General features: G+C 66.7%; 20 protein-coding genes. 9 read left to right on the forward strand and 11 right to left on the reverse strand.

Going from position 1 to position 17492, the window contains the following annotated elements:
* The 3 genes from ACLP25_RS12655 to ACLP25_RS12665 all read right to left on the reverse strand — a co-directional run.
* A partial coding sequence (locus tag ACLP25_RS12655) for a Flp family type IVb pilin (RefSeq protein WP_442469563.1) occupies nucleotides 1–147 on the reverse strand: 147 nt, incomplete at its 3' end.
* Nucleotides 148–343: 196 nt separating this feature from the next.
* The gene (locus tag ACLP25_RS12660) at nucleotides 344–691 is read right to left on the reverse strand and encodes a DUF1491 family protein (protein WP_442469544.1); all 348 of its coding nucleotides are present in this window, start codon (nucleotides 689–691) and stop codon (nucleotides 344–346) included.
* Between the two features lies 1 nt (nucleotide 692).
* The gene (locus ACLP25_RS12665; RefSeq protein ID WP_442469545.1) at nucleotides 693–1343 is read right to left on the reverse strand and encodes a peptidoglycan-binding domain-containing protein; all 651 of its coding nucleotides are present in this window, start codon (nucleotides 1341–1343) and stop codon (nucleotides 693–695) included.
* A 264-nt stretch (nucleotides 1344–1607) separates the two neighbouring features.
* Here ACLP25_RS12665 and ACLP25_RS12670 point away from each other — a divergent pair, with 264 nt between their 5' ends.
* A complete protein-coding gene (locus ACLP25_RS12670; RefSeq protein ID WP_442469546.1) occupies nucleotides 1608–1901 on the forward strand; it encodes a hypothetical protein in 294 nt (97 codons plus the stop codon).
* A 65-nt stretch (nucleotides 1902–1966) separates the two neighbouring features.
* The gene (locus ACLP25_RS12675; RefSeq protein WP_442469547.1) at nucleotides 1967–2386 is read left to right on the forward strand and encodes a SufE family protein; all 420 of its coding nucleotides are present in this window, start codon (nucleotides 1967–1969) and stop codon (nucleotides 2384–2386) included.
* A 9-nt stretch (nucleotides 2387–2395) separates the two neighbouring features.
* On the opposite strand, the gene ACLP25_RS12680 is transcribed toward ACLP25_RS12675, so the two are convergent.
* From ACLP25_RS12680 to ACLP25_RS12690, 3 genes are read right to left on the reverse strand one after another with little or no spacing between them, the layout of a single operon-like run.
* Complete coding sequence (locus ACLP25_RS12680; protein WP_442469548.1) at nucleotides 2396–3310, reverse strand: c-type cytochrome; 915 nt, start codon at nucleotides 3308–3310, stop codon at nucleotides 2396–2398.
* A 15-nt stretch (nucleotides 3311–3325) separates the two neighbouring features.
* Complete coding sequence (locus ACLP25_RS12685; protein WP_442469549.1) at nucleotides 3326–3775, reverse strand: c-type cytochrome; 450 nt, start codon at nucleotides 3773–3775, stop codon at nucleotides 3326–3328.
* Between the two features lie 25 nt (nucleotides 3776–3800).
* Nucleotides 3801–6125: a xanthine dehydrogenase family protein molybdopterin-binding subunit gene (locus ACLP25_RS12690; protein ID WP_442469550.1), complete on the reverse strand. Its 2325-nt coding sequence runs from the start codon at nucleotides 6123–6125 to the stop codon at nucleotides 3801–3803.
* A 98-nt stretch (nucleotides 6126–6223) separates the two neighbouring features.
* Between ACLP25_RS12690 and ACLP25_RS12695 the strand changes: the two genes are divergently transcribed.
* The 7 genes from ACLP25_RS12695 (at nucleotide 6224) to secB (ending at nucleotide 13277) form a co-directional block, all read left to right on the forward strand.
* Nucleotides 6224–7180, forward strand: coding sequence for a hypothetical protein (locus ACLP25_RS12695; protein WP_442469551.1), 957 nt, complete (start codon nucleotides 6224–6226; stop codon nucleotides 7178–7180).
* 219 nt (nucleotides 7181–7399) lie between these two features.
* Nucleotides 7400–7924 (forward strand): 3-hydroxyacyl-[acyl-carrier-protein] dehydratase FabA, encoded by a 525-nt coding sequence (fabA, locus tag ACLP25_RS12700; protein ID WP_442469552.1) that lies wholly within the window; start codon nucleotides 7400–7402, stop codon nucleotides 7922–7924.
* Between the two features lie 41 nt (nucleotides 7925–7965).
* The gene (gene fabB, locus ACLP25_RS12705) at nucleotides 7966–9189 is read left to right on the forward strand and encodes a beta-ketoacyl-ACP synthase I (protein ID WP_442469553.1); all 1224 of its coding nucleotides are present in this window, start codon (nucleotides 7966–7968) and stop codon (nucleotides 9187–9189) included.
* Nucleotides 9190–9231: 42 nt separating this feature from the next.
* The gene (fabI, locus tag ACLP25_RS12710; protein WP_442469554.1) at nucleotides 9232–10029 is read left to right on the forward strand and encodes an enoyl-ACP reductase FabI; all 798 of its coding nucleotides are present in this window, start codon (nucleotides 9232–9234) and stop codon (nucleotides 10027–10029) included.
* Nucleotides 10030–10125: 96 nt separating this feature from the next.
* Entirely contained in the window at nucleotides 10126–11385 is a 1260-nt protein-coding gene (locus tag ACLP25_RS12715) for a lytic murein transglycosylase (protein WP_442469555.1), read from the forward strand.
* Complete coding sequence (locus ACLP25_RS12720) at nucleotides 11382–12653, forward strand: SGNH/GDSL hydrolase family protein (RefSeq protein ID WP_442469556.1); 1272 nt, start codon at nucleotides 11382–11384, stop codon at nucleotides 12651–12653. Before ACLP25_RS12715 ends, ACLP25_RS12720 begins: the two co-directional genes overlap by 4 nt.
* Nucleotides 12654–12791: 138 nt before the next feature.
* Nucleotides 12792–13277 (forward strand): protein-export chaperone SecB, encoded by a 486-nt coding sequence (secB, locus tag ACLP25_RS12725; protein WP_442469557.1) that lies wholly within the window; start codon nucleotides 12792–12794, stop codon nucleotides 13275–13277.
* 2 nt (nucleotides 13278–13279) lie between these two features.
* On the opposite strand, the gene dnaQ is transcribed toward secB, so the two are convergent.
* From dnaQ to ACLP25_RS12750, 5 genes are read right to left on the reverse strand one after another with little or no spacing between them, the layout of a single operon-like run.
* A complete protein-coding gene (dnaQ, locus tag ACLP25_RS12730; RefSeq protein ID WP_442469558.1) occupies nucleotides 13280–13996 on the reverse strand; it encodes a DNA polymerase III subunit epsilon in 717 nt (238 codons plus the stop codon).
* Nucleotides 13989–14597 (reverse strand): dephospho-CoA kinase, encoded by a 609-nt coding sequence (coaE, locus tag ACLP25_RS12735; protein WP_442469559.1) that lies wholly within the window; start codon nucleotides 14595–14597, stop codon nucleotides 13989–13991. The genes dnaQ and coaE overlap by 8 nt, the downstream gene beginning before the upstream one ends.
* Nucleotides 14594–15454: a shikimate dehydrogenase gene (locus ACLP25_RS12740; RefSeq protein WP_442469560.1), complete on the reverse strand. Its 861-nt coding sequence runs from the start codon at nucleotides 15452–15454 to the stop codon at nucleotides 14594–14596. The genes coaE and ACLP25_RS12740 overlap by 4 nt, the downstream gene beginning before the upstream one ends.
* Nucleotides 15451–16095 carry a Maf family protein gene (locus ACLP25_RS12745; RefSeq protein WP_442469561.1) on the reverse strand — a complete coding sequence of 215 codons (645 nt, stop codon included), beginning with the start codon at nucleotides 16093–16095 and terminating at the stop codon, nucleotides 15451–15453. The genes ACLP25_RS12740 and ACLP25_RS12745 overlap by 4 nt, the downstream gene beginning before the upstream one ends.
* 2 nt (nucleotides 16096–16097) lie before the next feature.
* Nucleotides 16098–16931 (reverse strand): pyruvate, water dikinase regulatory protein, encoded by an 834-nt coding sequence (locus tag ACLP25_RS12750; RefSeq protein WP_442469562.1) that lies wholly within the window; start codon nucleotides 16929–16931, stop codon nucleotides 16098–16100.
* Nucleotides 16932–17492 lie beyond the last annotated feature (561 nt).

The following is a 17492-nucleotide window of genomic DNA, read 5'->3' on the forward strand; positions in this document are numbered from 1 at the left end:
GATTTCGCCGAACACCGTACTGACTTTCGTTCCCACGGTTTGAACAGCAGTAATGATAAAAACAGCGATGAGGGATGCGATCAACGCATACTCGATTGCGGTGGCGCCGGATTCGTCGCTGAAGAACTTTCGGATGGCCTTGATCATTCATCGTACTCCTGGTCGGGACTTCTATACCCTATTTCAACGTCGGCATGGGGGACCGAGACGTCGCAAAACTATCCATCAACGCTTTCAGACGTCTTAATGGCAAAGCGAGTGGAGAGTTAATGACACAGCGCATGCAGCTCTTGATGAGCTGGCGGGCTCAGCGGACTCGAACGAGCGCCCAGGGCGGCCCCAGTCAGCGCGCAAGATCGAGCAGCGGCTCGCCCTCGCGATCCTCGACCTCGACGATCCAAAGATCGGAGTCGAACCGGACCTCCCGCGCGAGCCGCTGCTCGGCCTCGAGCGGGTCGATCCATTCCGGCTCGTGCATGCGCGTGAAAAGCCTGTCGACGCCTCGCGGGAGGTCCATCGCCAGCGATTGGGGCGCAGGGCCATAAAGCGCCGCGCGGCCGTCGAGCCGGTCGATTTTGACCACGATCGCCCCGGCTTCGGCCGCGCCCCTGCGGCGGAGAACAGCGATCGAACCGTCGGCGTTTCGCCGCCGCAGATAGGCCGCGACCCAGATGTCGGACCTGAGCCTCACCTCAGTGGGCGGAGGCCCGCGCCGCCGCGTTCAATTGCTTGACAAGACGGGGCGTAATCTCCGTGGTGACGGGAAGGTTGTGCGCGCGCTCGAACTCGCGCACCGCCTGGTCGGTCGCCGCGCGCTGGGCCCCGTCTGCCTTGACCGGATAGCCGAGCTTGGCCAGCGCCGCCTGGGCCGCCGTCACCAGACGCGAATTGTCGGGCGGCGCCTCGCCGCCGCGGAGAAGTTCGCCGATGGCGTCGGGCGCGCGCGGGGCGGCCGCGTCGCCGACGGCCGGACGGTCGGGCGGCTGCGGCGCCGCGGCCGGCGGCGCTTCGCGCGCGATCGCCGCAGGGGCGGGCGGCGGTGTCGGCGCGGACGGGACCGGCGCCGCGGTCTTCGGTAGCGCTGGCGCGGACGGGACCGGCGGGGCGATCTTCTGCGGCGCCGGTGCGAACAACGGCGCCGGATGCCGCTCGCGCTGGAGAACGAGCGCGTTCACGCCGATCCCGACAAGAAGCGCCGACAGAATGGCGCCGATGTAAAAGCGCGGCGGCAGCGACGTCAGGCGTTCCATCACGCGCCGCAGCAGGCCAAGACGGCGCTCGGCCTTCTTGCCCGGCCGCGACAGGACGGAGTCGTTGCGGATACGCGCGAGCGCTTCGATCATCGGTCGTCTCTCCGATCTGCCGTCGGAACGCAGCCCGAGGGCGCGCGTTCTCGTGTCGATAAACATCGTAGCCGCGCCTTAACCCAACGCTAAGGTTGAGACTTCCGCAACGAATTCGCTTCGGCGAAGCGCGCGATGGTTAAGCTTCGGTGAATCGCGAGCTGCTCCGGTTAACGAAGCGCTACGACGGCGCCGTCAATTTGACGTCGCTTATCGAAAGTTCGTTCTTGTGTCCCGATTACCCTATCGGCATCGGAGACGAGCATGGGCTTCATCGCACGAAGCATCTTCTGGCTGGGGCTGGTTTACAGTGCGATGCCGCTCGACTTCGGCTCGCTGATTTCCGCTCCCGCGCCGAACCTCGCCGATGCGAACCCGCTCGCCGCCTGCGCCCAGGGCGCGCCCGAGGATTGCCGCCGACGCGTAGAAGACCTGCGTAAGGCCCTCACCGCGGCCGCCGCACTCGGCGTGGTCGATCGCGTCGCCGCGGCCAGCGAATCCTCAGGAGCGAAGGACAAGGCGCCGCCGCGCAAACCGCCGCAGAGCCGAGCGAACTAGCGACGCTGGCCACCGGGGGTCTCAGGCCGTTATACTCGCCGTCGAGCGAGTTTTGTGAGGCGCCGGTGACCGAATTCGACACGATACAAGAGGATTTTGCGTCTCTCGACGAGTGGGAGGACCGATATCGCTATGTCATCGAACTCGGCCACGAACTGGAGCCGCTGAGCCCGGAGGCCCACAACGACGCGAACAAGGTGCGCGGCTGCGTCAGCCAGGTCTGGCTCGAGAAGCAACTTCGCCGGAACGCCGCCGGCGAAACCGTCCTTCACTATCGCGGCGACAGCGATTCCCACCTCGTGCGCGGACTCATCGCGATCGCTCTTGCGCTGTACTCCGATCAGACCCCGAAGCACATTGTCGAGACGGACGCGATGGCGACGTTCCGCGCGCTCGGGCTCGAGCAGCATCTTACGCCGCAGCGCTCCAACGGCGTCCGTTCGATGATCGAGCGCATCCGCTCGGACGCCGTCGCCGCGGCCTGAGGCGGATTTTCAGGAGTCGCCGCCGGGCTTCACCGTCTTGAGGTAATGGGCGATGGCCGCCAGGTCTTGCTCTGGAACCTGCGCGAGATTGCGGACCACCGCCGCCATCGGGCCGCCGAGCGAATCGCCCGACGGCGTAAGCCCCGTCGACAGCGCATAGGCGATGTCGCTCTCGGACCAGTCGGCAAGGCCACCATCCGTGATGTTCGGCGCTTTGCCCTTGCCGTCGGGAAGGGGCGCCCCGGTCAGGCGGCGCGAGGCGATCACGCCGCCGAGAAACGTGCGCGGGGAATGGCACTCGCCGCAATGGCCCGGCCCTTCCACGAGGTAGCGCCCGCGCGACTCGAGATCCGTCGGATCCTCAGCGAGCGGCTGAGCGATCGCCGGCATGTAAAGGAGCTTCCAGAACCCTACCGCTTTCCGAATCGAGAACGGGAAAGCCAAGGCGTCGGGCGGCGTCCGTCCGGAGACCGGCGGGACGGTTCGCAGGAAAGCGAACAGGTCGCGGACGTCCTTGACCGACATCCGCGCATAGGACGGATAGGGAAGGGCCGGATAGAGATGTCGGCCATCCCGCGAGACGCCGGCCATCAACGCATTGGCGAAGTCGACCGCGGACCAGGCGCCGATCCCGTCGGCCCGATCGGGCGAGATGTTCGGGGGGAAGAAGGAGCCGAACGGCGTCCTCAGCTCCTGGCCGCCGCCGAGGCGCGTCGGATCGCTCTGACCGGGCGATAGGTGGCAAGAGTCGCATCCGGCCAGGAAGAAGACGATCTTTCCCGCCGCCGGATCGCCCGGTTCGGACACCGCGCGAGCGGTTTGCGGGTCGACCGGGCGGGGCGCGGTCAAGACCCAGCCCGCCGCGGCCATGGCCGCGACGACGATTCCGATCCCGACCGCGAGCGCGCTCCTTCCCGCGGTCATTCGACGGCCCGACGATCAGTTTTCCTTCTCTCGATATTTCTCGTGGCAGCCGCCGCAATTCTTGTAAAAATTGGGCATGGTCGCCTTGAAGCTGGCCTCGTCCTTGACCTCGGTCAGCGCAGCCGTGGCGTCGTCTCCCAGCTTCTTGAACCGGGCGTCGAAGTCCGCTGTGTTCTCCCAGATCGCCGGTAAGGCGTGGGTGTCGCCGGTTTTGCTGTCCGGCGGGAACAGGGCGGGCATCTTCTCCGCCGCGTTGAGGTAGGTCTTCAGGGCCTTCTGCACCGCCGCAAGGTCGAACGGGGCTTGGCCTTTCAGGATTGGGACGATCGGTTTCGTCGCCTCGCCGTTCTCCTTCATGAGCGCGCGCCGCTCCTTGATCGCATCCGCTCCCGATGCCGCGAGCGCGACGCCCGCGCTCAACGCCAAGCCCACGATCGCAGCCGAACCCTTGCCTGTCATCCTCATCGCTTCCTCCGCTCTTCGATCTATTCTACGACGTGGGGCGCTTCGACGCTTCCGCGCCGCGAATCGCGCGGAAGACCGCCTGCGGAGTCGCGGGCATATCGATATCGGCGATCCCGTAGGCGCGCCAGAGCGCGTCGGCGACGGCGTTGACGACCGCTGGGGTCGCGCCGATCGATCCGGCCTCGCCCGCGCCCTTGAAACCCATCGGATTGGTGGTCGAAGGAACGTTGCGCGTCTCGAAAGCGATCGGCGGGAAATCGTCGGCCCGAGGCATGCAATAGTCCATGAAGCTCGCGGTCAGGAGTTGTCCGTCGCCGTCAAAAACCGTGCGCTCCATCAGCGCCTGGCCGACCGCCTGGGCGACGCCGCCGTGGACCTGCCCCTCGAGCAAGAGCGGGTTGAGGGTCGCGCCGAAATCGTCGACGATCGCGTAGCGCTGCAGCCGTGCGACGCCGGTTTCCGGGTCGATTTCGATTTCGCAAATATGTGTCCCGTTGGGATAGGTCGCCATGTCCGGAGTATAGGATCCCGCGCCCCTGAGCCTGTCCGGCGTTGCGGCCGGCAGGAGGGCGATCTCGGCGAGGCTGACCGACCGGTCCGTGCCGACGATGCGAAACCGTCCATCGACGATCTCGAGATCGGCCGCCGCCGCCTCCAGCCGGTCCGCCGCGAGGTCGGTGAGCGAGTCGGCGAGCGCCCGCGCGGCGCGCGCCGTCGTCACCGCGCCGATCGGAATGGAGCGCGACCCGCCCGTGCCGCCGCCGCTCGCGATCCGGTCGGAGTCCCCCTGCACCACCCGGATCCGATCGAGCGGGACGTCGAACTGCTCGGAGACCACCTGCGCGTAGGCCGTCTCGTGCCCCTGGCCGGTCGACTGGGTCCCGATCAGCAGGGTCAAGGTCCCGTCCTTCTCCAAGAAGAGCGACGTGTCCGCCTCGCCTGCCCCCATCGCCGTGCATTCGATGTAGCTCGCCACGCCGAGGCCGCGAAGCATCCCGCGCCGCTTCGAGTCTTGCGCCCGGACCTCGAAGCCGGCGACGTCGGCCTTCTCGACGCAGCGCGTCAACGCGCCGCCGAAATCGCCGACGTCGTAGGTCCGCGCGGTCTGTGTCTGGTAGGGCATTGCGTGGGACGGAACAAAGTTGCGGAGACGGATCGCCTCCTGAGACAGGTCGAGCTCGCGCGCGCAGCGGTCGACCAGCCGTTCGAGGACGTAAGCCGCCTCGGGGCGGCCTGCGCCGCGATAGGCGTCCACGGGGACGGTGTGAGTGTAGACGCCGCGCACCCGCGCCGACAGCGCGTCGATGGCGTAGGGACCGGTCGCCATGGTTGCGCCAAGATACGGCACGTAGGGAGCGAACTGCGAGAGGTAGGCGCCGAGATTGGCGACCACGTCGAGGCGCAAGGCGAGAAACCGGCCCCCCGGATCGAGCGCCATTTCCGCCGTCGCGACATTGTCTCGTCCGTGCGTATCCCCCACGAAATGCTCGGACCGGTCTCCCTGCCAGCGGACCAGCCTGCGGAGCCGCTCCGCAGCCGCGAGGAGAAGCGGATATTCGCGGTAGAGAAAAATCCGCGTGCCGAAGCCGCCGCCGACATCGCCGGTCGTCACCTTCAACCGCTCCGGAGGAATCTTCAGGACCTTGCCGGCGATAACGTCCCGGAGGCCATGGACGCCCTGGCTGCCGACGGCGAGGGTCAGGCGGCCGTCCTCCGCGTCGCAAGACGCGACGGCGCCGCGCGGCTCCATGTAATTGGCCACGACGCGCGAATTGACGATCGTAATCTTGACGACGTTCGCGGCCGCGGCGAAGGCCTCGTCGGTCTTCGCCCTGTCGCCGATGTGGGCGTCGAAGGCGACGTTGCCCGGCGCGCCCGAAAACACCTCGACGGACTCGGGCCGCAGCGCATCGAGCGCGTCGACGACGGCGGGAAGCGGCGCCCAATCGATCGGAAGACGCTCCGCGCCGTCTTTGGCGGCGAGCTCCGATTGCGCGACAATCATGGCGACGATGTCGCCGACGTGATGCGCCTCGTCCGCAGCCATGACCGGATAGGGCTTCAGCGGCGTCTTCGAACCGTCCGCGTTCGCCACGGAACCAAGGCACGGCAGGTCGCCGAGATCGGCGAAGTCCGATGCGAGGTAGACGGCCTCGACGCCGGGGACCGCCGCGGCGGCCTCGCGGTCCATGACGACGAAGCGCGCGTGCGCGTGCGGGCTGCGGACGAAGGAGGCGAAAAGGGCGTTCTCCGGCGCAAGGTCGGACGTGTAGCGTCCCTCGCCGCGGACCAGCCGATCATCCTCAACGCGCCGGACGGGCTGGCCGACTCCGAATTTCATCACCGTCATGACGTAAACCTTCCTGCGCCCTGCCCGATGGTCAACGGTTCCTTAATCCCCCGGTCGGACAATCCAACCACAAATCCGTGAAGCCCGGGCGACCCGAGATGAGCGACCACGAAGACCGAGATCCGAACGCCGCCGACGAGGCGCGCGGCCGGGAGAATTCAGGCGAGAACGCCGCAAGGGAACAGTCCGAGTTCACCCCTTCCGACGACGCAATGCAAGCCGTCGCCCGCCGCGCGGCCGACGAGCGCCCCGCCGGGCTGCCCATCATTTTTCCGCCTCCGTATCGGGAAAAATCGGACGGCGCCGCCCGGACCGCCTCGCGGCCCGGCTCGCTCCGGCGTCGTTACGCCGCCGCGGCGGCGCTGGCGCTCGCCGTCGTCGGCCTCGGCGCGGCGACCTTCATCGTGGTCGATCATCGCCAGCAGGCCGATCTCCTCGCCCAGCGGGCCCAGGAGAACGCCCAGCTCGCTCAGACCGTCTCGGCGCTCAATGTGCGGCTGCAGGCGGTCGAGAGCGCCAAAGGCCGCGACGAGCTTGCAGAGCTGCGCCGGTCGGTTGGCGACATGAAGACCGCCGCGGCGACGTCGCGCGAGCTGGGCGCGGCGATCGCGCAGCTGACGCAAAGGGTGGAGAAGCTCGACCGCGAGCAGGGCGCCAAGCTCGACAAGCTCGGCGAACGCGTCGATCACGAGGCGACCGCAACCACAGCCGAACTCGCGGCGCGGCTGGACAAGCTCGACAAGAAGCCCACGCCGACGGCGCAGCCGATACAGGCCGCTCCTCCCCCAGCGCCAGCGCCGAGATTCAACGCCAACGTCTCGATGGAGCCGACCGGGTCGATCGACCGGCCGAGGCAGGTTCTGCGTGGCTATGTCGTGCTCGGAGCGCAGGGCGACATCGCCTTGGTCGGCGGCCGCTACGGCGAGCGCGCCGTGCGTCCCGGCGACTACCTGCCGGGCGCCGGCCGGATCGAGCGGGTCGAGCGCCAGGGCCCGAACTGGGTCGTCGTCACCGAGCAGGGCCTGATCGGTCCGGCTTACGCCGCGCCGGACTGACTCGCCGCGCCTCTCGCGCTTTGAGAAGCACGTTTCCCGGCCCGTACCGAACCGCTCTGGTTTGCGCGCGCGGGCCAAGATGTGGCCGCCGCGCATCAGGCGCCACAAAAACGCTATGGAACTGCGCCGCGCTTTCGATCATAGAGCGCTTATGTTACGAAGCCGCGAAAAGGGTCGGAGCGTCTCGCCGCCGCGGCCCCGAATGGCAGACGGCGCGAAATGGCAGATCGGCGCAGCAGTTTTACCTATGAGGACCTCCTTGCCTGCGGGCGGGGAGAATTGTTCGGCGCTGGGAACGCCCAGCTGCCCCTGCCCCCGATGTTGATGTTCGACCGCATCTCCGGGATTTCGGAGACCGGAGGCGCCAACGGCAAGGGCGAGGTGCGGGCCGAATTCGACATCAAGCCGACGCTGTGGTTCTTCGACTGCCACTTCAAGGGCGACCCGGTGATGCCGGGCTGTCTCGGACTCGACGCGCTCTGGCAGCTTACCGGTTTCTTTCTGGGCTGGCTCGGCCTGCCCGGGCGCGGGCGCGCGCTCGGCGTCGGCGAGGTGAAGTTCGCCGATCAGGTGCTTCCGAGCGTCAAGAAGGTCGTTTATGGTGTTGACATGAAGCGCGTCTTCAAGGGCAAGCTCATTCTCGGCATCGCTGATGGCTGGCTGGAGGCCGACGGCAGGCGCATCTACGACGTCAAGGACATGCGGGTCGGCCTCTTCAGCCCAGCTATTCCCGCGTCAGCCTGAGAGCAGAGCCTGCCCCGACGCGCGATCATGGAGAGTTTGGTATGAGACGCGTCGTCGTCACCGGGATGGGCATCGTTTCTTCGATCGGCAACAACGCCCAGGAAGTCACCGTGAGCCTTCATGACGCCAGGTCTGGCGTCACGCGGGCGGAGAAATTTGCCGAGCTCGGATTCCGCTCCCAGGTCCATGGCGCGCCCACGCTCATCGCAGAGGAGGTCGTCGATCGCCGCGCCATGCGGTTTCACGGCGGCGGCACCGCCTGGAATCACGTCGCAATGGAACAGGCGATCGTCGACGCCGGCCTTCAGCCCGATGAGGTCTCCAACGAGCGGATCGGGATCATCATGGGATCGGGGGGCCCGTCGACCCGTGCGATCGTCGAAGCCGCCGACGTCACCCGGGCGAAGGGGCCAAAGCGGGTCGGGCCGTTCGCGGTGCCGAAGGCCATGTGCTCGACCGCGTCGGCGACGCTATCGACCTGGTTCAAGATCAAGGGCGTGAGCTACTCGATCTCCTCGGCCTGCGCGACCTCCAATCACTGCATCGGCGCGGCCTACGAGCAGATCCTCATGGGCAAGCAGGACGTGATGTTCGCCGGGGGGTGCGAGGAGCTCGACTGGACGCTGTCGGTCCTGTTCGACGCGATGGGGGCGATGTCGTCGGCCTACAACGCCACGCCCGCGCGCGCCTCGCGCGCCTATGACAGGAATCGCGATGGCTTCGTGATTTCAGCCGGCGCAGGGGTGCTCGCTCTCGAGGACTATGAACGGGCGAAAGCCCGCGGCGCCAAGATTTACGGCGAGATCGTCGGCTACGGCGCCACTTCGGACGGACACGACATGGTCGCCCCCTCCGGCGAGGGCGCGGCGCGCTGCATGCGCCAGGCGCTGGCGACTGTGAAAATCCCGATCGACTACATCAACCCGCACGCGACCTCGACGCCGGTCGGCGACGTCAAGGAGATCGAAGCTCTGCGCGAAGTGTTCGGCCCCGGCGAGAAATGCCCGCCGATTTCGGCGACCAAGTCGCTGACCGGTCATTCGCAGGGGGCGACCGGCGTGCACGAGGCGATCTATTCGCTCCTGATGATGCGCAACGGATTCATCTGCGAAAGCGCGCATATCGACGAGATCGATCCGGCCTTCGCCGACATGCCGATCGTCCGGGAGCGACGGGACAACGTCAGCTTGCGCGCGGTTCTTTCCAATTCTTTCGGGTTCGGCGGCACCAACGCGACGCTCGTCTTCAAGCATATCGACGCCTGACCCGAACGCCCTGTCCACCCCCTAAAACCTGAAGAGCGAGCGATGTCCTCCGGCCTCATGAATGGGAAGCGCGGTCTCGTCATGGGCGTGGCCAACGATCACTCGATCGCCTGGGGGATCGCCAAGGCCCTGGCGGCAGAAGGCGCGGAGCTCGCTTTCACCTATCAGGGCGATGCGCTCGGCAAGCGGGTGACGCCGCTGGCGGAGAGCCTCGGATCGACGCTGATTGCTCCGTGCGACGTCGAGGACCCCGTTTCCGTGGAGGCGGTTTTCGCCCGCCTGTCGCAAGAATGGGGCGCGATTGATTTTCTCGTCCATTGCATCGGCTTTTCCGACCGCAACGAGCTGAAGGGCCGCTACGCCGATACGACCCGGGAGAACTTCGTCCGGACGATGGTCATCTCGGCGTTCTCGTTCACCGAGGTCGCCAAGCGCGCCTCGGCGCTGATGCCCTCCGGAGGGGCGATGCTGACCTTGACCTTCGGCGGCTCGACGCGGGTCCTGCCGAATTACAACGTCATGGGCGCGGCCAAGGCGGCGCTGGAATCGAGCGTGCGCTATCTCGCCGCCGACTTCGGCCCCGACAATATCCGCGTCAACGCGATTTCCGCGGGCCCGATCCGCACGCTCGCGGGCGCAGGGATCGCGGACGCGCGCTTCATGTTCAATTTCCAGCGCGCCCACTCCCCCCTGCGGCGGACGGTGACGATCGAGAACATCGGCGGGGCGGCGCTTTATCTCTTGTCGAGCCTTTCGGAAGGCGTGACAGGCGAGATCCATTTCGTCGACGCCGGCTACAACATCATTTCCATGCCCAGGCCGGACGACATCAAGGAATAGCTCTCTTCCTTGCAACGAAGAGCGGTCCCGGCGCGTCATTCCTGGTGTATGCTTCTGTCTCGGCGTCCTCCGCCCGAGCATCGGAAAGCAGGGGTCATGCCTCACGACGGGATTCGCGGCGCGCCGTTCCGAAGGGGTTTCCGGGTCTTCGTGTGGGCGAGCGCGATCCTCACCCTTTCGGGCGTCTTCGCCTTCGCCGCGCCCGCGTCGACTTACAAGCCCTCGCCGCGCGACCGCGCCTTCGCCGATTTCGTCGCCTCTTTGTGGCCGATGGCGGAGACGCTCGGCGTCAAGCGCCAGACGTTCGATCGCGCCTTCGCCGGCGTTACTTACGACCCGAAGATCGTTGCGGAGACGACGCGCCAGGCCGAGTTCACCGCTCCGATCTGGGACTATGTCGGGATCGCCCTTGCGCCCGACCGGATCGGTCGCGGCCGCGACAAGGCGCGCGCGGCCGCGTCCTGGCTCGAAAAGGCGAACCGGATCTACGGCGTGGACGCCGGGATCCTCATGGGGATCTGGGGTCTCGAGACCGACTATGGCGCATCGCCCGGGACCTTCGACGTCGTCCGCTCGCTCGCAAGCCTCGCCTTCGTCCACTACCGCGGCGCATATTTCCGCGACGAGCTCCTGAACGCGCTGACGATTCTCGAGGAGGGCGACATCGCGCCACGGGCGATGGTCGGGTCCTGGGCGGGCGCCATGGGGCAGACGCAATTCATGCCGTCGAGCTTCGTCGCCTATGCCGTCGATTTCGACGGAGGCGGCCGACGCGACATCTGGTCGAACGAGGCGGACGCCATCGGCTCGACTGCGAATTTTCTGGCGTTGAATGGATGGGCGCGCGATCTTCCTTGGGGGTTCGAGGTCGCCCTCCCGAAAGGATTCGTCCTCGCCGACGCAGACTCGGCGACGGCGGCCCCTTTCGCCAGTCTCGCCGCCCGAGGCGTCGTGCGCGCGGACGGGAAGCCGCTGCCGCCCGCTGGAGACGGACGGCTCTTCATGCCCGCCGGGCTCAAAGGACCGATCTTCCTCGTCACGAAGAACTTCGACGTCATCAGGGCCTACAATTCCTCGACCGCTTATGCGCTCGGCGTCGCCCTGCTCGGCGACGTAATCGCCGGCGGAACGGGCCTTGTCGCGTCCTGGCCGCGAGCGGGTGCGGTGCTCACGCCCAATGAGGTGCGCGATCTGCAAGTCAGGCTGAAGAAAATGGGTTATGATCCCGGCGAGGTCGACGGCATGGTCGGGGACGCGCTGCGCTCAGCTGTCCGCAAGTATCAGGAGCGGAACGGCTTGCCGCCCGACGGCTATGCCGACCTCGGACTGGTGAAGCGGATCGAGGCCGGTCGATGAGGCGAATCCCGCCGCTCAAGGCGAAGCGCGCGATCCGAGGCGGATCTGCATCCGCGCTCTGGCTGCGGTTGGGTTCGATCGTGGCGTTGGCGCTCTGTGGCCTCCTGCTCGCGGCGCCCGCATCGCAGGCGCAGAACGCCGGAGGCTTGGGCGGCTTCCTGCAAAACCTGTTCAACTTCGGCGCGCGTCCCGCGCCTCCCCCTGCGGCGTCGAATGCCTCGCTCAGAGAACGCGCGCACAAGGCGGTGCGGAAGAGACAGGACTTCGTCCCATCGACGGCGACGCGCGCGCCGGGCACGCCGGGCGGCGCACCTGTCGTCAAACCGACCTTCTTCATCTCCGTGCTGGGCGACAGCTTGGCGATCCTTGCCGCGCAGGGCCTGAGCGACGCCTTCGCCGACAAGCCGGAGGTCGCGGTGACCGATCTGGCGCGGGACGTCTCGGGCCTTGCGCGCAACGACTACTACGACTGGCCCAAAGCGGCGCGCGACCTCATCGCGGCCAAAACGAACATCGACGTCGCGGTGATCATGATGGGCATCAACGACGTGCAGCCGCTGAAAGACGGCGACGAGACGCTCGATCTGCTTTCCGACAAATGGCGCGCGGCCTATGGACAAAGGATCGACGCCCTGCTCGCGCCATTCCGCGACGCGCATATTCGGGTTTTGTGGGTGGGTCTGCCGCCGATGCGAGACGACCGCCTGAACGTCCAGGCGACGGCGCTGAATGAAATCTATCGCGACCACGCCGGCAAGGACGGTGCGACCTACATCGACATCTGGGACGCCTTCGCCGACGCGAACGGCCAATTCGCCGCCTTCGGCCCCGACGTCGAAGGCCAAAACGCAAAACTGCGCAACGGGGCGGGCGGCATCTATTTCACCAAGACCGGCGCCCGCAAGCTCGCGCAGGTTCTCGAACCGGACATCCGGCGCGACCTGGAGAAGTCAAAGCCTCAGGACAATTTCGCCGCACTGCCTCCGGACGTCGAAAAGGAAGCCTCGGCGGTGAACGAAGAGATTCGCCGCGAGTTGGGCGCAGGCTCGGAGCGTCCAGGCGCCGCAGCGCCGGCGCCGAAACCGCTGGCCGGCCCTGTCGTCTCCCTGACCGCCCGCCCCACGTCGCCCGGGGGCGCGCTGGTCAATGCAACCGATGCGGGCGCAATCAGGACCCTCGCGCAGCAGGTTTACGCCGCGCCGGCCGGCTCCGCCCCAAGTCCGCCAGCAGGCCGCGCCGATGATTTCGCATGGCCGCCTGCGAGATAGCGAGACGGCCCAAGGCCGGCGCGCGACTGCTTGTTTGTCCAGGACCGGCGTGATAGGCGACCGCCGCACGACAATTCAGACTGCTCGAAACGCGGCCTCGGGGCGCTCGGGCTTGGCGGACGAAGGAGCACGACAAAAATGCCTGATGAAAACGGCAACGGCGCAGAAGTCCCCCAGACGACTCCCCGGTTCACGGTGCTGGCGCAATATACGAAGGACCTATCCTTCGAGAACCCGAACGCCCCTCGCACGCTCGGCCCACAGCAATCCGGGCCCAATCTGTCCGTCCAGATCAATGTCAACGCGCGCCAGCTCGCCCCGACCGATTTCGAGGTCAGCCTGATGCTCGAAGGCGGGGCGGGCCAAGGTGCCGACACCCTGTTCAAGTTCGAGCTCAACTACGCCGGCGTCTTCCGCATCGAAAACTTCCCGGCTGAGCAGGTTCAGCCGATCGTGATGATCGAGGGTCCGCGCCTGCTGTTCCCGTTCGCGCGCCAGATCATTGCCGACGCCGTCCGCGGCGGCTCCTATCCGCCGCTGTTCATCGATCCGATCGACTTCCACGCGCTCTATCTGCAGCGTCTCGCGGCCGCCGGCGGGCAGCAGCAGGCCCAACCTGCATAGGCTCAACTTCCCGTTCGAAGCACATCATGGCCTTGGTAAAGACGCCACAGGGCGCCTTCGCCGAGCGTGGCGATATGGGTCCCGTGCGCAACCGCTTCTTCGGCCAGCAGGCGCGCGCGGCGCGGCGCGCGGGGGGCGAACGGGCGCGCCGCCGGTCCTGCGGTTGATGGGCCGGTTTCGCGCCGCTCGTCGAATGACAACGACCGCTGGCGGCCGCCGGTGAGCTCGCCGTAAATCTCGACCAGAATCTCGGCGTCGAGCAGGGCCCCGTGCATCACACGCTTCGTTCGATCGATCCGGTACCGGTCGCACAGCGCATCGAGGCTGTTCGGCTGGCCCGGGTGCTTTTTCCTGGCGAGCGCCAGGGTATCGACCACCCTCTCCATGCCGATCGGCTCGAGTCCGAGGCGCAAGAGCTCCGCATTGACGAAGCGCATGTCGAACTCGGCGTTGTGAATGACGAGCCGGGCGTCGCCGACAAACGCTAAAAAGTCTTCGACCAGAGCGGCGAAGATCGGCTTGTCCTTAAGACCATCCGCGGTATGGCCGTGCACCCTGACGGCGTCTTCGGGAACGTCGCGCTCCGGGTTGATCAAGTGATGGAAGACGCGTCCGGTCGGGGTTTGATGGACGACCTCGACGGCTCCGATCTCAAGAACCCGGTGGCCGTCCTTCGGGTCGAGGCCGGTCGTTTCGGTGTCGAGCACGATCTCACGCATATCGAGTCTTGCGTCCTTCCAGCCCGACTGCGGCGCGCAGGAATTGGGCGACCTGCGCGCGGGTCCGCTCCAGGCTTCCGCCGGTTTCGATGACAAAATGCGCCCGGCGGCGTTTCTCCGAGTCGCTGATCTGACGTGCGAGGATCGCGTCGAGCTTCCCCTCGCTCATCCCTTCCCGAGCGAGCGCCCGCGCCCGCTGCTGAGCGCCTGGCGCGCTCACAACGACGGCGAGATCGACTGCGGCGTCGCCGCCGGTCTCGAACAGCAAGGGCACGTCGACGATCGCGATCCGGCGTCCTTCGTTGATCGCGCGCGACAAGAAATCGCCGCGCATCGCCGCGACGGCCGGGTGGATAAGGTCTTCGAGCCGGCGGAGCGCCGTCGTGTCGTTCAGGACGATCCGCGACAGGCGGTCGCGATCGACATGACCGTCCACGGCGACTCCGGGAAAGGCTGCCTCGACGACTTTCGCGCCTTCTCCGGAATAAAGAGCGCGCACGGCCGCGTCCGAATCGAAAACCGGCGCGCCGAACTCGGCGAACATGGCCGCCGCAGTGGACTTGCCCATGGCGATCGAGCCCGTTAAGCCCGCGACGATCATGGCCTCGCCTCGTGCGCCCTGACATCTGCTTCCACCAAGGCGCGCAGCTCGCCCGTGACCGCCGGCCGCCGGCCGAACCAGCGCTCGAACGCTGGCGCGGCCTGGTGGAGCAGCATCCCGAGCCCCTCCGAGGTCCGTAGGCCGAGGGCGCGCGCCGCCTCAATCAACGGCGTGCGGAGCGGGACGTAGACGACGTCCGCCACGACGGCGTGCTCCGGCAGCGCTCCGACGTCGGGGGCCAGGGCCGGATGTCCGGCCATGCCGAGCGTGCTGGCGTTGACGAGGAGATCGGCGGCCGGCAAGGCCTCCGCGAGCGTTTCCCACGGCGCGGCGGCGACGGGGGCTCCGAAGGCGCCGGCCAGCGCCTGAGCGCGGCTCAGCGTGCGGTTGATCACCAGGATGCGCTCAAATCCGCGGATGGCAAGTCCATGAACGATCGCCCGGGCCGCGCCCCCCGCGCCGACGACGACCGCCGATCGGCGCCGCTCTTCCCATCCCGGCGCCGATTCGTCGAGATTCGCCACAAAACCTGCGACGTCCGTGTTGTCGCCGCACAAGAGACCGTTCTCGCGCCAGAGCACGTTGACGGCGCCGAGGGCCTCCGCCACCGCCGTTGGTCGGTCGCAGGCGGCAAAGGCCGCCTCCTTATGCGGAACCGTGACATTCGACCCGACGAGCCCGTCCCGGCCGATCCGGTCGGCGAACTCGGCGAAGACGCCGGGCGGCACGGGAAACCGCTCGTAATCGGCGTCGATTCCCATGCGACTGAGCCAGTAGCCGTGAATGAGCGGCGAGCGCGAGTGCGCGACCGGCCATCCCGCCACGCCGGCCCTCAATCGTCTGCGGGATATCGTCATAAGGAAAGCAGTCCTTCGCTCCGCAGCCAAGCCAGCACTTTCAGGAGCGGCAGCCCGAGTATCGTGAAGTGATCGCCCTGAACCCGGTCAAATAGATGCACGCCGAGTCCTTCAAGCTGATAGACGCCTACGCTAGCGAGAACCCTTGGCCCAGCACAATCGAGATAGCGTCGGATCTCCCCCTCGTCGAGCGTGCGCATCGTGAGTTGAGCCGCATCCGAGTCGACGACGAGGGGCGTTCCGGCTCGCGCGACGCAGAAGGCGGAGGTCAGCCGATGCGCTCGGCCGGCGAGCGCTGCGAGAGACTGCGCTGCCTCGGCCCAGTCGCGGGCCTTGTGCAGGAGTCGCGTCCCTACGGTTAGCGTCTGATCTGCGCCAAGACAGTACGCGTCGGGTCTCAAGGCGCTCGCCGCCAAAGCCTTAGCGCGGGCGAGTGCCTCAGCAAGCGCCTCCAGCGAACCGCCCGCGGCGAAATGCCGCTCCTCCAGTGCGCGCTCGTCGACGTCCACGGGGAGCGGGTCGGGCTCGAGACCGCAAGCGGCGAGCAGCGCGCGCCGGCTCGCGCTCTTTGAGGCAAGCACAAGAGGCTGAGCCCCCGCCCAGACAATGGGCTCCGACGGATCAGCGGTAAGGCGCGCCATGCTCACCCCTCGGCGATAAACTTGAGGCGATGGGCGCGGTAGAGGTCGAGAATCGCCGCGGCCGTCTCCTCGATCGACCGCCGGGAGACGTCGATGACCGGCCAAGTCCGCTCGGCAAACAGGCGTCGTGACGCGGCGATTTCCTCCGCAACCGCCACCCGGTCGACATATTCCGTCTGCGCATCCGCATTGAGCGACAGCAGCCGGTTCTGGCGAATCTGGACGATACGGTCGGCGGAGGCGACGAGGCCCACGATCAGGGGATGACGGAGGTCGAACAGGCCGCGCGGCAAAGGCACTTGCGGAACCAGCGGGATATTGGCGGTCTTGTAGCCGCGGTTGGCGAGATAGATGCTTGTCGGGGTCTTCGAGGTGCGGCTCACGCCGACCAGAACGATGTCGGCGTGTTCGAGATTCTCCGGCAATTGACCGTCGTCGCTCATCATCGAATAGTTCAACGCGTCGATGCGCTTGAAATAGTCGGCATTGAGCATGTGTTGCGCGCCGGCGCGCGGCGTCGAATTCTGTCCGAGATACGACTTGAACAGATTGAGGATCGGCCCAAGTACGCTGAGGCAAGGCGAACCGGACGCCTCGCAGCTTTCCTCCAGCCGCCTCGACAGATTGGAATCGACCAGAGTGAACAGAACGATTCCCGGCGCGTTCTCGATTTCCGCGATCACCCGATCAAGTTGCTCGGGCGTTCTGACGAGCGGATAGACATGCTCGATCGAAGCCACCCCCTGATACTGGGCCGAGGCGGCGCGCGACGCGGCGATCAGGGTCTCGCCGGTCGAATCGGACACGAGATGAAGGTGAAAATAGCTGCGGCCCAATGGTGTTCCCCCGCTCGAAGTCCGAGCGTTTTATAGTCGGTGAATAGGGTTGTGGACAGTGCGGGACCCGCGTCTGTCCCCGACGAGATTCGGCTTTCACCCGATCCCGCGCCCGACCGGCCGTCCACAGGCGCGAAAGCGTGGACAAGCGGTAAAGGGAATCGTTGGGACGCTGTGAATTCCGGGGATAATCAGGAGCTCGCGGAACCGCGCGCCGGAATCCGGCGGAAATCCTTAACAAATCGTTAAGCCCGGAAACCGCCTCTCGCGGCACCGCTCGCATGGACATGTGCGCCGCGCGGTGACTCGGTAAGGTTCAACTTTGAATCAGCGCTCGCAGCCCTTCAAAGAGAGGAATCAGACTCGTCATTCCCTCTTTTCTCTCTTGCCGGCCTGATCCCAACGTTGCATCCATTCGCCGGCCCCCCTAAGCGCGTGTCTCCTAAGCTCGACTTTGCCCATTTTACGCGGCGTAGCAGAGCGTTTCGGTGAGTCTTTGCCAGAGCATGGTCGGAATTTCCACGCGATCCGGGTCGAGCCGGGATATTGATAAAGTCGGCG

It is taken from the genome of Roseiarcus sp. (assembly GCF_052145395.1).
In the GTDB taxonomy this organism is placed as follows: Bacteria; Pseudomonadota; Alphaproteobacteria; order Rhizobiales; family Beijerinckiaceae; genus Roseiarcus.

What these genes read in the sequence shown, in the direction of transcription:
- coaE (WP_442469559.1), bottom strand. Translation starts at nt 14,597, where the DNA reads ATGATCGTCGCGGGCTTAACGGGCTCGATCGCCATGGGCAAGTCCACT.
- ACLP25_RS12745 (WP_442469561.1), bottom strand. Translation starts at nt 16,095, where the DNA reads ATGGCGCGCCTTACCGCTGATCCGTCGGAGCCCATTGTCTGGGCGGGG.
- fabA (WP_442469552.1), top strand. Translation starts at nt 7,400, where the DNA reads ATGGCAGATCGGCGCAGCAGTTTTACCTATGAGGACCTCCTTGCCTGC.
- ACLP25_RS12720 (WP_442469556.1), top strand. Translation starts at nt 11,382, where the DNA reads ATGAGGCGAATCCCGCCGCTCAAGGCGAAGCGCGCGATCCGAGGCGGA.
- ACLP25_RS12740 (WP_442469560.1), bottom strand. Translation starts at nt 15,454, where the DNA reads ATGACGATATCCCGCAGACGATTGAGGGCCGGCGTGGCGGGATGGCCG.
- ACLP25_RS12695 (WP_442469551.1), top strand. Translation starts at nt 6,224, where the DNA reads ATGAGCGACCACGAAGACCGAGATCCGAACGCCGCCGACGAGGCGCGC.
- ACLP25_RS12690 (WP_442469550.1), bottom strand. Translation starts at nt 6,125, where the DNA reads ATGACGGTGATGAAATTCGGAGTCGGCCAGCCCGTCCGGCGCGTTGAG.
- ACLP25_RS12685 (WP_442469549.1), bottom strand. Translation starts at nt 3,775, where the DNA reads ATGAGGATGACAGGCAAGGGTTCGGCTGCGATCGTGGGCTTGGCGTTG.
- fabB (WP_442469553.1), top strand. Translation starts at nt 7,966, where the DNA reads ATGAGACGCGTCGTCGTCACCGGGATGGGCATCGTTTCTTCGATCGGC.
- ACLP25_RS12665 (WP_442469545.1), bottom strand. Translation starts at nt 1,343, where the DNA reads ATGATCGAAGCGCTCGCGCGTATCCGCAACGACTCCGTCCTGTCGCGG.
- ACLP25_RS12680 (WP_442469548.1), bottom strand. Translation starts at nt 3,310, where the DNA reads ATGACCGCGGGAAGGAGCGCGCTCGCGGTCGGGATCGGAATCGTCGTC.
- fabI (WP_442469554.1), top strand. Translation starts at nt 9,232, where the DNA reads ATGTCCTCCGGCCTCATGAATGGGAAGCGCGGTCTCGTCATGGGCGTG.
- secB (WP_442469557.1), top strand. Translation starts at nt 12,792, where the DNA reads ATGCCTGATGAAAACGGCAACGGCGCAGAAGTCCCCCAGACGACTCCC.
- ACLP25_RS12670 (WP_442469546.1), top strand. Translation starts at nt 1,608, where the DNA reads ATGGGCTTCATCGCACGAAGCATCTTCTGGCTGGGGCTGGTTTACAGT.
- dnaQ (WP_442469558.1), bottom strand. Translation starts at nt 13,996, where the DNA reads ATGCGTGAGATCGTGCTCGACACCGAAACGACCGGCCTCGACCCGAAG.
- ACLP25_RS12715 (WP_442469555.1), top strand. Translation starts at nt 10,126, where the DNA reads ATGCCTCACGACGGGATTCGCGGCGCGCCGTTCCGAAGGGGTTTCCGG.